The organism is Desulfovibrio sp. 86, from assembly GCF_902702915.1.
Taxonomy (GTDB): domain Bacteria; phylum Desulfobacterota; class Desulfovibrionia; order Desulfovibrionales; family Desulfovibrionaceae; genus Desulfovibrio.
The window spans coordinates 783,174-795,581 of record NZ_LR738849.1 but is presented as its reverse complement, the minus strand read 5'-3'; the positions used below and the strand labels follow the sequence as shown (position 1 = coordinate 795,581).

9 protein-coding genes and 2 pseudogenes are annotated in these 12,408 nt (G+C 45.7%); 10 read left to right on the top strand and 1 reads right to left on the bottom strand.

Annotated elements, in window-relative coordinates; translation table 11 throughout:
- The first annotated feature begins 44 nt into the window (after nt 1-44).
- From DESU86_RS03435 to DESU86_RS14700, 6 genes and pseudogenes are all read left to right on the top strand, one after another.
- A complete protein-coding gene (locus DESU86_RS03435) occupies nt 45-1,673 on the top strand; it encodes a DUF3987 domain-containing protein (protein WP_179979765.1) in 1,629 nt (542 codons plus the stop codon).
- Between the two features lie 506 nt (nt 1,674-2,179).
- The gene (locus tag DESU86_RS03430; protein WP_179979764.1) at nt 2,180-2,848 is read left to right on the top strand and encodes a YagK/YfjJ domain-containing protein; all 669 of its coding nucleotides are present in this window, start codon (nt 2,180-2,182) and stop codon (nt 2,846-2,848) included.
- Nucleotides 2,849-3,054: 206 nt separating this feature from the next.
- The gene (locus DESU86_RS03425) at nt 3,055-3,924 is read left to right on the top strand and encodes a ParB/RepB/Spo0J family partition protein (protein WP_179979763.1); all 870 of its coding nucleotides are present in this window, start codon (nt 3,055-3,057) and stop codon (nt 3,922-3,924) included.
- Nucleotides 3,925-4,044: 120 nt separating this feature from the next.
- Nucleotides 4,045-4,326, top strand: coding sequence for a hypothetical protein (locus tag DESU86_RS03420; RefSeq protein ID WP_179979762.1), 282 nt, complete (start codon nt 4,045-4,047; stop codon nt 4,324-4,326).
- A 16-nt stretch (nt 4,327-4,342) separates the two neighbouring features.
- A complete protein-coding gene (locus DESU86_RS03415) occupies nt 4,343-4,528 on the top strand; it encodes a hypothetical protein (protein ID WP_179979761.1) in 186 nt (61 codons plus the stop codon).
- 650 nt (nt 4,529-5,178) lie between these two features.
- Nucleotides 5,179-5,421: pseudogene (locus DESU86_RS14700) on the top strand (helix-turn-helix domain-containing protein); the annotation flags it as partial.
- Nucleotides 5,422-5,481: 60 nt separating this feature from the next.
- Here the strand turns inward: DESU86_RS14700 and DESU86_RS03405 are convergent.
- Complete coding sequence (locus DESU86_RS03405; protein WP_179979759.1) at nt 5,482-6,522, bottom strand: IS481 family transposase; 1,041 nt, start codon at nt 6,520-6,522, stop codon at nt 5,482-5,484.
- Between the two features lie 107 nt (nt 6,523-6,629).
- Between DESU86_RS03405 and DESU86_RS03400 the strand changes: the two are divergent.
- The 4 genes and pseudogenes from DESU86_RS03400 to DESU86_RS03385 form a co-directional block, all read left to right on the top strand.
- Nucleotides 6,630-7,367: pseudogene (locus DESU86_RS03400) on the top strand (IS30 family transposase); the annotation flags it as partial.
- A gap of 173 nt (nt 7,368-7,540) precedes the next feature.
- A complete protein-coding gene (locus DESU86_RS03395; RefSeq protein ID WP_179979757.1) occupies nt 7,541-10,807 on the top strand; it encodes a helicase-related protein in 3,267 nt (1,088 codons plus the stop codon).
- The gene (locus tag DESU86_RS03390) at nt 10,804-11,469 is read left to right on the top strand and encodes a DUF4391 domain-containing protein (protein WP_179979756.1); all 666 of its coding nucleotides are present in this window, start codon (nt 10,804-10,806) and stop codon (nt 11,467-11,469) included. Before DESU86_RS03395 ends, DESU86_RS03390 begins: the two co-directional genes overlap by 4 nt.
- A gap of 50 nt (nt 11,470-11,519) precedes the next feature.
- Nucleotides 11,520-12,407 (top strand): hypothetical protein, encoded by an 888-nt coding sequence (locus tag DESU86_RS03385; protein WP_179979755.1) that lies wholly within the window; start codon nt 11,520-11,522, stop codon nt 12,405-12,407.
- The last annotated feature ends 1 nt before the right edge of the window (nt 12,408 follow it).

Below are 12,408 nucleotides of genomic sequence, written 5' to 3'. Positions count from 1 at the left end.
GGCAAGAAATTGCCACTCGGGCTCGAATATATAAGGAGAAATATATGTCCACAGGAAGAAAGGCATTGCCGTGGCTGCAGGAGATAACCATGGCAAATCATGCGTATGAGGAGCTTGAGCGATTTCAGAGCAATAAGGACAATTTTGAACTTCAAAATTATCTCAAGGATTGCCAATATGAATTTAGTGCTAAGTGTCACCCATTCTCTTTATCAAGCTTGCCTGGGCGTCTCTCTCATAATTTATCAATTCCAAACGAAATTTATTCTTGTGTGACATACATTAGCCACTCTGATCTACATGTGCCGCCAGATGCAGCTGTAACTGCATTGCTTACATGCGCAAGCATTGCATTAAGGGGAGCGGTGTCAGTTTTTGTAAGAGAAGGCTGGGTTGAACCTTCACCCATTATGTCCGTGATGATTGGTGACTCAGGTGTTCGTAAGAGCGGTTTCTTTAGTATACTATATAAACCATTTGAATGTTTTGAAAAAAGTAAAGCTCCATCGGAAAGAGAATTGATGATGGCCAATGAAATCCGCCGTATCAGCAATAAACATCTAAGTTGTTTCGAGGGGAAAATCACTCGAAATACTGTTAAGGAGCTTGTCGGAGAAAATCCAATGTATATTGTCGACAAGATGCTGGAATCTTCCAAAGAATTAGCTCTTCAAAGCGCTGAGCTCAGAGAAAAAACGGCGGAAATGTGCAGGCCAGCCCCGAAAGTTGTAATAGATTCTGGCACACCGGTAGCTTTGCTAGAGTGTGTAAGGGATAATGGGGGGTGTATTGGGGTAGTTAGTCCTGAACCTAGTGTCTTTCGGGATCTCGTGCTCAGTCCAAACGCAAATTTAGATATTATTTTGCGTGGTTATACCCAAGAACCTTATACTCGCTTGGGCAGGGATCAAATACACCTGAAGCAACCCGCACTTCCTATGCTGCTGGCGTCGCAGTATAGCGTTGCAGCAGAGGTTTATGGCAATAAACATCTTAATGACATCGGTTTGACCCCACGGATCAGCCCTTTCTTTCTTCATGAGCATCACGAGCGTGTTCCATCTATGTTCAAATCAATTAAGCTTTATGATGCTGTTATGATACGATTGCTTAGTATGTACTACACGCAAAATTCGTCACCGCAACGGTATGTAATAAATGTCGAAGCTGATGCGTCAAAGTTAATCCAAGATTTTGAAGAGGAGATTAAATTTGATATTATACCAGACATGCACGGTTCGGTTACTGCGAGCTTAAAAAAGATGCATGGCTTAGCTGTGAGATTCGCATGTGCCTTCCATGCCTTACTCCACGACATTCCACACGAAGCAAGCATTAATGCTTACGAAATGAGCATAGGGATTAGTGTTGCCAGAAATCTTATAAATCATTTTCAATTTGCACATGACCCAAGGGGATTGCCCGCCTATCCTATTGCTAAGCAAATTTTAGATAACATCTTATCACGACGGGAAGACAAAAGGCACAAGATCGGACAAGTCTGGGATGTCGAAAACATAAGAAGCCGCCTAGGGCTGAGCGCTGTAGCTGCTACTAATGCTTTAAAACTTCTGGAGGCGTGTAATTGGATACTCTTTCATGATGATGGTTCAAAAAATCCAAAATTTGTTCTTCATCTTGATTCATTTGAAAGATATAGCCAAGAGCGATAATGAAAGAGTTTATGGAAAAAAATGGCTCTAAGTACATGTTTTTATGGCTCATACAGGCGTCAGGGAGTGCTTCCTGGCGCCATTTCATGTACTTAGTTACTCAAATTTACCATAAACTCTGTCATTATGTTTAATGGCAATGGGTAACGTATAGTTAGAGTCATGTATCTATGAATCCGTGGCAAATGATTTGAAATGTTTTTGAGAGACTCTGTTTATTTCTTTATCTTTTGTATTTTATTTGAAGTAGAACTTTATCGCAAATATACTATGTGTAAATGGTCAGCAACTTTTAGAAGTAAGATTATTTATACTCCGTGTAGTTCGTACTTGGCTATCCCGGTTTTAGTAGTGTCTTAATAATAATCATAAAAGAGCTATTTGCTGCGAATAATAAATGCAACATGCAGAATAAATTATAAGCACAACATTAATGCCATTTGTATGTTCATTAGCCATAGAAGTAATAACTACGACAGAGTTAAAGCAAACTAAAGGAGATGGTCATGGCAAAAGACACCACGACTGGGAGAAAATACAGGGGCTACACAATCAACAATGGTCAAGATGGCAACCTTCATTGCCATACGAAAACACTAGACCAGATCATAGACACTGTTGAACTCATGGCAGCCAAACACTCAAAGGTGTTTTCAGTACGCCTTGACATTCAGAACACAGCAACTGGCCGTATCGGGAACAATGGACAAGAGATTGACTATGCACTCGACAGCAAGGACATGACCAGGATTATTGAAAGTGCAACACGTACTCTAAACTCAAAATTAAAAGAAGGAAAAAATGATCCTGATGTGCATTGGGTCTGGACAACGGAAAGGACCTCACCAAATGACAAACCACACTTTCATGTAAATGCGTTTGTCAACGGCAATGCCATTAAAAATGGCTACTCCGTCAAAGAAGCAGTGAGTAGAGCAGTCAAAAACAAACTGCAAAGCGCAAATCACACGTCAAATGAAAGCTATGATGGGCTTGTTAACTTTTCTGGTAGCAATGGAGCCAAGGGGAAGCTCATAGAGCGCAATTCACCTGAGGCCGAAGATCAGATCAATGACGTAATCTTTGCTGGTAGCTATTTGGCTAAAGTCCGCACCAAGGAATTCAATCCCAAGGGATCAAGGGTATCCTCATGCACAAGGATTCCTCGAAAATGATGATGCGAGTTGCGGAGGTAGTGGTATCCTCCAGACCTCTCGAATAAGCCTTTATGTTCGCAGGACATCGGGGTCCTGGTTTGTGTTGACTTTTTTTGTCAATCATCCCTACACTAATTAAAAGGCCTGCTCGCAGACTTTATTGGTTGTTTTGGTGACTTCGGAGTTCCGAAGTGTGAAATAGTCAAAAAATACGAGGTGTTGCTGTGTCTATTGATCCGCCCAAGGTGTCGACAAGTGCTCAATCTGTCCCACAGAACCCTGTGGGTGTTAGCTCAAAGATCGAGATGCTCAAGATATCAGAGATATTGCCTGATAGTAATCAGCCCCGGCGCTATTTTGATAAACAGCAACTTGAAGAGTTGAAAGGCTCTATTAGTGCTAATGGAATTATTACTCCGATTCTATACCGGGTTGATGGCGATAAAAAAGTAATAGTCTCAGGTGAGCGTAGATATAAGGCGGCATCAGAACTTGGTCTTGAAGAATTACCAGCTCAGTTTGTATCTGGAAATTACAGGGTCATTGCATTAACTGAAAATTTACAGCGCAACTCTCTCCTGCCCATGGAAGAAGCTCGAGCTATTCAAGACATCATCAATGCATCTGGTTTAGCTCAACAAGACGTTGCAGTTCAATTGGGCAAGGCAGAAAGTACCATCTCTGAGATACTCAAGCTCAATAGTCTCCCATCTGGCATACAAGAAGCGGCTATTACGAGTCCCCTTTGGTCGCGCAATAAACTGCTTAAACTTTCAAAATTGAAAGATGATAAGCAGCAAGCTGAATTCAAAAAGATGCTAGAGGCCATCGAAAAGAAGGAAGCAGCCAAAAATTCGCGAGATTCTAGTTCTGGTGAAGCAGGGCAGAAACCTACTGCCCAACCGCCAAATATGTCCCAAATGGACCGTAGATTGAACGTATTCAAAGGTCACATCCAAAAGTTGCGCGATAGAATCAAGAAAGATGTAGAAAAAATTACGGATGCTCGTTTTAGAGAAGGCATTGAAAAGGAGATACGAGCTCTACTGGATGAAGTCTCTGCCTATCAGAAAGGCAAATCCGAAGAGAATTAACTGTTTCACTCAAAATATTTGAGGGTGTTGCTTTACTGGCAACACCCTTTTTATTTTATTATCTGCTTATTATATGCATTCCCACACCAACCCTTATCAGCCCAACAGGCAGGAGAACACATGCAACAATACTGGCAACGCAATTTTGAGCGTTATGAAAGCCTAATAAACCACGGCCTCGGTACAGAAGCCTTTTTTAGGTCTATCGAACAGGAATTACCGCCTGTTGTCTCAAGAGCAGAGCTGGCGAAGGCCACAGGCGGGCTGATCTCACCAAAAACGCTGTCCAATGAAGACGCTTTGCACAAAGGTCCCGCAGAGCGTGTACGGGCAGGGTCAAAAATTGGCTACACCCGCGCCTCAGCCATGGCGTACATTCGGAAAAAATTTAAACTGTTATGAAAAATTTGAGGTGATTATGTACGGTTTTACCCCGCGCAGTGCCAATCAGCCTGCTTCTGACAAGCAACTTTGCTATGCCTATGACCTCGCGGAGCGGCAGGGCCTAGACGCTGAAGCACTTTGTTCCATAAATTTTCGCAAGGAATATAGCGAGATGACAGCAAACGAGGCCAGCCAGCTTATTGATCTGCTAAGGGTGTGAAAGGAGTTGAGGGGCGCATACCAATGTTTGATGCAACATCCCTAGTCTGGCCTTGGCTTCATCGCCCCCGAACCGAATAATTGTAGTCCCAGTAACGTTGCCACGCCCCGCCATGCGGCACGCCTGAAACAACAACGCAACTTTCTGGCTGGTTCATTGCTCGACAGAACCCCTCGCTGATTTCCGGGGGTATGGTCGCATCCGTGCGGCTGCTTAAATGCCGCTGGGGCAAGTGCTGCAGCGATGGAGCCACCGCCTTAGGGTTCAAAGTTTCTGCAAGCTAGCTCACGCCCTGCAGGTTTGCCCAAGCATCAATATCAAGATTGCCTGCAACTGTTCCCAGAAAGGTCACATCCTGCCTCATGGCAGCAAGTAGTGCCGCAGCCCCGCCACCGTCAGAAAACCCGACCATTATGCCTCGTTTGCTCCAAAGATTCTTGCTAATGATTAGAGCAGGCTCTAGTCTGCAAAAAAAATCGATTGCGTTCGAAACTCGGGGCTTGATAATGGTACTGACAAAAAAAATCAATAGACTCTACTGAGAAAGAAAGGCGGATTCAACTTGCAAGTGCAACACCCTCAAAGTTGAATGAAAAGGCAAGGTGGTATAGCCCTTTAGCCTCTCCATCCAACCAAAGATTGAGGGGCGTATGGGCTATGCACACCTTGCCAGAGAAGAACGGTACTACATCTGCCAGGCAGTGAAAAGTGGAACGTCACTGAGGGCCATAGCCAAAGCGATAGGCCGTAGCGTCTCAACTGTAAGCCGCGAACTTGCGCGAAATACCGGGGCGCGTGGCTACCGCTACAGGCAGGCACACAAGCGCAGTCAGAAAAGGCAGACCAGTAAAGGGAAGAAGCGCATTGGCCTTGAGGTATGGACGTATGTTGAACTGTAGTAGTTTAGACTTTATCTGACAGTCCTCTCCGTTTTGACGGATTTTTCTGTCCGATTAGTTGAGCTGTCCGACCTTTTCCATCCAAAGTTGTTTTCCGTCAAGGAGTGTCTGCATAGGCGTTCTGCCACAACACATTTTCCCTTGATGAGTTCGCTTTGAATTGTAGTTGTCTATCCAGGCGTCCAAGTCTACCTGCAACTCGTCCAGAGAGTGATACAGCTTACGCCGAAAAGCAACCTGATAAAACTCCTGCAAGATCGTTTTGTGGAAGCGCTCGCAAATGCCGTTTGTCTGCGGATGCCTGGCCTTTGTTTTGGTATGCTCTATGCCGTTCACGCCAAGATATAGTTCATAATCATGCTGTTCAACCTTGCCGCAGTATTCCGTGCCCCTGTCCGTCAGGATACGGATAAGACCCATTTCCTGTGAGGAAAAGAACGGCAGAACTCGGTCGTTGAGCAAATCGGCTCCGGTGATGGGCGTCTTGGTGGTGTAGAGCTTGGCTGCGGCCCACTTGGAGTATGTATCCACGAAGGTTTGTTGGTAAATGCGCCCCACGCCTTTGATGGTCCCGACGTAAAACGTGTCCTGGCTGCCGAGATACCCGGGATGGTGAGTTTCGATTTCACCACAGGCTTCGTCGTCGTGCTTTTTACGCTCCAGGGCCTGCACCTGAGCTTCCGTCAGCACAAGGCCTTCCTCGGCGGACTTCTTTTCCAGTGCGCGTAAACGCTGTTTCATGGATGCCAGCCCGTGCCGCATCCAGATGGAACGCACTCCGGAGGGAGAAACAAATACACCTTGTTTACGCAACTCGTTACTGGCCCGCACTTGCCCGTGGGCGGGAAAATCGATGGCAAAAGTGGTCACGGCGACTTCCGTGGCTTCTTCAACACGATTTTTCAGATTGGGTTTGCGCCTGCTGACATCAAACAGCGCCTCGACGCCCCCGGCATCTCGTGCTGTTTGATACCGGTAAAAGGTGTCTCTCGAAAAGCCCATGACGCGGCAGGCCTTGGAAATGTTGCCGAGTTCGGCGGCGAGATTCAGAAGTCCGGTCTTGTGCTTGATGACGTTTTGATTGAAGCTTTCCATTGGGATTCTCCGTGGGCATAGTACCCTGTTTGATGGTGCGTTTACACTTCCATCAAAACGGAGAGTCCCTTCTCTTTCAAGGGCTACTGTCAGATCAAGTCGCGACTACCTCAGTTGAACAGTGTCTGCACCAGGACTTCAGTCCGGAGCAAATCTCTGGAGTTCTCAAACGCAAAGGTTTTGCCCTCAGTCATGAATGGATTTACCAGTACATTCTGGCGGACAAAAGGCGAGGAGGGACGCTGCACAGCCATTTGCGCTGCCAGCGCAAACGCAAACGACGATATGGCAAACCTGACAGACGAGGTCAAATCAAGGGGCGTATCAGCATAGACACACGGCCGCCTATTGTTGACGAGCGTTCGCGCCTTGGTGACTGGGAGGCTGATACCGTTGAAGGGAGTAAAGGAGGCCCCGTTTTGGTGACACTTGCAGAGCGTAAAAGTCGTCTTTTCCTGTTTGGCAAGGCTCCCAACAAAAGCGCCAGCGAAGTAAGGCGGGTCATTGAAGGACTCTTGACACCCATTAAGGACTTTGTTCAGACTATTACCTATGATAACGGCAAGGAGTTCAGCTACCATGCCGATGTGTCAGCTACACTCGAGGCTCAGGGATTTTTTGCGCACCCCTACCATTCGTGGGAGCGTGGCTTGAACGAGAACTCCAATGGCCTTCTACGCCAATACTTCCCCAAGGGGGTAAGCTTGGCATCGGTCACGCAAGATGAGATCATAGCGGCAATGTGCCGCTTGAACTGGCGGCCTAGAAAATGCCTTGGGTTTAAGACACCCTATGAAGTTTTTTTAGAAGACGCCAATACCCAAGGACTGGGTGTTGCACTTTGAACTTGAAACCGCGTAATTCAGTTTTCCAAGCGTATTTTCAATTCGATATATTGAACGCGAGCATCGTCTAATTCGTCTGACACTTGCCTTCTGAGATGCGCAGGTGCAATTAGCTCTGCGTCAGCAGGTAACAGCTAGGGATTCAGTAGGGATAATTTTGAAGGTAAAGCCGGATGAAAATTATTGATAATATCAATTCATTGCTTGGCGATGATCTTAAAAAATCATTGAACAAGAAAAGTAAACTTAAAATTGCAGCTTCGTGCTTTTCGATATATGCATACGAATCTCTCAAGTTTGAGCTTGCAAAAATTGATTCTTTACAGTTTATATTTACATCACCAGCCTTTATTGCTGATGAAGTTACAGGCAAGATACACAAAGAACGTCGAGAGTTTTTTATCCCCAAAAAAGAACGAGAAAAAAGTCTCTATGGCTCAGAATTTGAGATACAGCTCAGAAACAAATTAACACAGCGAGCAATTGCGCGGGAGTGCGCCGAGTGGATGCGAAGCAAAGCTGTTTTTCGTTCAAATAAAACTAAAGCACCAATGCAGCAATTTGCCTGTATTCAGCAGGAAGAACAGGATGTGGCCTATATGCCGCTGCACGGTTTTACAGCAGTGGATATTGGGTATCAAAAAGGTGATGCTGTTTCGAATATTGTAAACAGGTTCGATGAGCCAACATTTACAGGTACATATCTTCAGCTTTTTGAGCAAATCTGGAATGACTCCGACAAGCTCGAAGAAGTGACGTCCATTGTTTGCGACCATATTGAATCAGTCTATCATGAAAATTCCCCTGAAAGAATTTATTTTCTTATTCTTTATAATATTTTCAGTGAATTTCTTAGCGATATTGATGAAGACGTTTTGCCAAATGACAGAACTGGCTACCAAGATACACTTGTATGGCAGAAGCTTTTTAACTACCAGAAGGACGCTGCTGTAGGCATCATCAATAAGCTGGAAACATACAATGGATGTATTCTTGCTGACAGTGTTGGCCTGGGTAAAACATTCACTGCACTTGCTGTCATAAAGTACTACGAATTGCGCAATCGCTCTGTTCTTGTTCTTTGCCCCAAGAAGCTCTCTGACAACTGGCTGAACTACAACAGTAATCTCAATACAAATATTTTTTCCAAAGACCGCTTTAATTACGATGTGCTTTGCCACACTGATCTTTCAAGAACATCAGGTGTATCTTTTGGAATCCCGCTCAACCGCATCAACTGGGGTAATTACGATCTTGTTGTCATTGATGAATCGCATAACTTCAGAAATAATGAGGCATTTAAAGATAGGGAAACCAGATATCAAAAATTGATGAATAAGGTCATCAAAAATGGCGTAAAAACAAAGGTACTTATGCTTTCCGCTACGCCGGTCAACAATCGTTTCAGCGACTTACGCAATCAATTGGCTCTGGCTTATGAAGGCGATTCTGAAAACCTCAGCAACAAACTACGCAGTCAACGAAGCGTAGAAGAGGTCTTTCGACGCGCCCAGGTTGCCTTCAATCAATGGGCCAAGCTCCCCCCAGAAAAGCGCACGGCAAAGGCCATTCTGGATACACTTGATTTTGATTTTTTCGAGCTGCTCGACTGCGTAACCATCGCCCGCTCGCGCAAACACATTCAGGCTTTTTACGACACCAAGGACATTGGCCCTTTTCCAGAGCGACTCAAGCCTCTTTCTTTCCGCTGCCCTTTGACAGCACGGGCTGATGTTCCCGATTTTAACGGTATTTTTGCAGCATTATCGCAGCTCAAGCTCTCCGTTTATGCGCCCATAAGCTACATTCTGCCCAGCCGTCTGAGAAATTACGAGGAACGGTATGACACGCAGGTGGAAGGTGGAAGAAGCAAATTCCGTCAAGCTGACCGAGAACGCAGCCTACAAGCTTTGATGACCACCAACCTCCTGAAACGCCTCGAAAGCTCTGTTGAGGCCTTCAGGCTGACGCTCAGTGGCCTGCATGAAAACCATGTTCAGATGCTTTCGCGCATCCAGGCCTTCAAGCAGTCGGGGAGTGGAGACGTCACTGACTGGAGTGATCGGCTGGAAACTCTGGATGCCGATGACGATGACGTGCCTGTGTTTTCCGGTGAACCTGTCGGCGGCAAGGTTAAAATACATCTTGCAGATATGGATTTGCCCTCATGGGAAGCCGATTTATCTGCCGATCTTGCCGTCATTACCGCTTTGCTGGCTTCCATGAACAAAGTTACCCCTGAAGACGATGCCAAACTGCAACATCTTCAGGAGCTGATTCAGAAAAAAATTGTAGCTCCCCTCAATCCTGACAACAAGAAGGTGCTCATTTTTACAGCCTTCGCCGACACTGCCAACTACCTGTACGACAACCTTGCCCCACTACTTAGGGCAAGGGGGCTGCACACCGGCAAAGTCACAGGCAAGGATGCACCCAAGTCAACCCTGAAGAAAAGCTATGATTTTCAGTCAATTCTAACGCTTTTTTCGCCTATCAGCAAAGAAAAGGCGCTGGCACTGCCGGATGAACCTCATCAGATTGATTTGCTTATCGGTACGGATTGCATTTCTGAAGGGCAAAACCTTCAAGACTGTGACTACCTGATCAATTACGACATACACTGGAACCCCGTGCGTATTATTCAGCGTTTTGGGCGTATCGACCGCATAGGCTCCCGCAACACCCATATTCAGCTCGTCAATTACTGGCCGGACATCTCCCTTGACGAATACATAAACCTCAAGGAACGCGTGGAAACCCGCATGATGATTGCGGACGTGACGGCTACCGGCGATGACAACATGCTCACCGCGCAAAGCAGCGAAGTGAGTTACCGCAAAGAGCAACTCCGCCGCCTTCAGGATGAGGTCATTGAGCTGGAAGACCTAAAAACGGGCGTTTCCATAACCGACTTGGGACTGAATGATTTTCGTATGGATCTTCTGGGTTACGTCAAAGCGCACGGCGATATGGAGCTTGCCCCCAAGGGAATGCACGCCGTTGTTCCTGCACAACTGGCTTTAGGGCTTAGGCCCGGTGCTATTTTTGCTTTGCGCAATCGTAATGACGGGGCCACCGTTCAACAGCACAATCGTCTTCACCCCTACTACCTTGTGTATGTTGCCAAGGATGGAGAGGTTGTCGCCTACCACTCGGAAGTAAAAAGACTGCTCGATCTTGTGCGCACCTCCTGCAAAGGGCAGAGCGAACCCATTGCCGAAGTCTGCCGCCTGTTTAATCAACAAACCAAGGAAGGCAGGGACATGAAAGCGTATTCCACCCTGTTGAGTGCGGCTGTCCGTTCCATGATTGTGGTGAAAGAAGAAAAGGACATTGACAGCCTGTTCACCGGCGGCAAAACCACAGCCCTGACCAATGCTATTTCTGGGCTTGATGACTTTGAGCTTATTGCCTTCTTGGTAGTGCAGGAGGCGCAGTGACAACTCTCTTTGCCTATCCTACCAACGCCGCATTTGGTCGGGTGCTGCCCAAGAGTAAAATCTATGAGCGCACCCAGCCCACCACTGCCGTGAAAGAACTGTTTGTTCGCCAGATTGAGCAGATAGTCTGGCAGTATAAACTGGCAACCGAAACCATCAATGTGCAAGGTACAGCCGCTGTTCCAGAAATTCAGATATTCCATATCGCCCTCAAAACTGGAGAACTGAAGCCAGAGGCGCTGCGCTGTATCGACCAGGCCATCCCTTTTCCACTTGTTTTTGAGCTGCATCACGAGGGCAACGTCAAGAGTATTGCCGCCTATAAGCGGCCCAGTGAGGCTGACGCCGCAAAAAGTGTCATTAGCACCTATTTTGCCACTGACTGGCTGCCAGAGGGTACGCCACGCCAGCCGCTGCCAGTGGTGTTTGACCTTGAGGCGCTCTACGCGCAGCTTTTGGCACCGCTGCTGCCCTATCCGCCACGCCAAGGGGAGAGTTTGCAGACGCAGGTTGACCGCATGGACCAGATCGGGCAATTGCAGCGTGAGTTGGAGCGGTGTGAGGCACGGCTTGCCAAGGAAAGGCAGTTTAATCGGAAGGTGGCGATGAATGCGGAGAAGCGGGAGTTACAGCTAGTCTTCAAGGCTCTTATTGATGTTTAAAGTGCTAATCTAAAACATTGTAGTGAGCCTGCAAAAATTTCGAGGTGAAGATGGCTAATAATTTTTCATGGAATAATGACAACTTTATTGAATACTTTGTCAAAAATAGGAAAGCAGTACAGCGCAAAATTATGGAGGCCTATAGTGTAGAAGTGTTCGAAAAAATATTTTCTGCTAATCAACTGCTTTTCTATGCACATCTTTCTCTGGTAAAACTGTATAGTTTGTTATGCTATATGGATAATCTCAGCGAAAAGAGCACAGAAGTGATGCTTGGGTTTAAGTCCGAGGCTAACTACTATTTATTTGCATTTTTACAAACAGTGCTACCTTTTCGTGATGCAATTCAGAATACATGGCTATTGCCAAAGCAAGAGTTTGAAGAGAAATTTAAGAATAATGAAGCGTTTGATTTTTTTAAGTCATTGCGAAATTATCAAACGCATACGTTAGTTCCAATTTTTTCAGCTACAGATAGCCACATTTTTTCGCAAGGTAAAAAATTTGTAGACATGAAGTTTCCTCATAGTTTTTTGCAAGAAATTAGAGACTTTATGGATGGTGATGCGCGGGACAACTTCAAAAATGGCGGATATGATTACCTTGAAAAGAATATTAAAAATTCTGTATACGCCTTGTCCGGAGAGTTTTACGGCTACCTAAGCGAAATACTCTCAGATATCTATTTAATATTTTTGAAAAAATATGAAGATGACATTGAAGAGTGTGAATTGTACCTCAAGAGGGCTGATAAATACGACACTCAAAATTTGCAGTATATCTGGAAACAGCAATCACATCTTAACATTGAGGATAGAGAAGATACTACCCCATTACTTCCAAGATTTGAGGCAATAGCAAGACGTCTTGGCGGATATCCTCGACTTATGGAAGAAATACAATTTAATACTATCCCCCTATACAGAACAAAGGCCTAGC

Coding starts and splice junctions, on each gene's coding strand:
- DESU86_RS03415 (WP_179979761.1), top strand. CDS start 4,343: ATGTACGGTTTTACCCCGCGCAGTGCCAATCAGCCTGCTTCTGACAAG.
- DESU86_RS03435 (WP_179979765.1), top strand. CDS start 45: ATGTCCACAGGAAGAAAGGCATTGCCGTGGCTGCAGGAGATAACCATG.
- DESU86_RS03395 (WP_179979757.1), top strand. CDS start 7,541: ATGAAAATTATTGATAATATCAATTCATTGCTTGGCGATGATCTTAAA.
- DESU86_RS03405 (WP_179979759.1), bottom strand. CDS start 6,522: ATGGAAAGCTTCAATCAAAACGTCATCAAGCACAAGACCGGACTTCTG.
- DESU86_RS03385 (WP_179979755.1), top strand. CDS start 11,520: ATGGCTAATAATTTTTCATGGAATAATGACAACTTTATTGAATACTTT.
- DESU86_RS03430 (WP_179979764.1), top strand. CDS start 2,180: ATGGCAAAAGACACCACGACTGGGAGAAAATACAGGGGCTACACAATC.
- DESU86_RS03420 (WP_179979762.1), top strand. CDS start 4,045: ATGCAACAATACTGGCAACGCAATTTTGAGCGTTATGAAAGCCTAATA.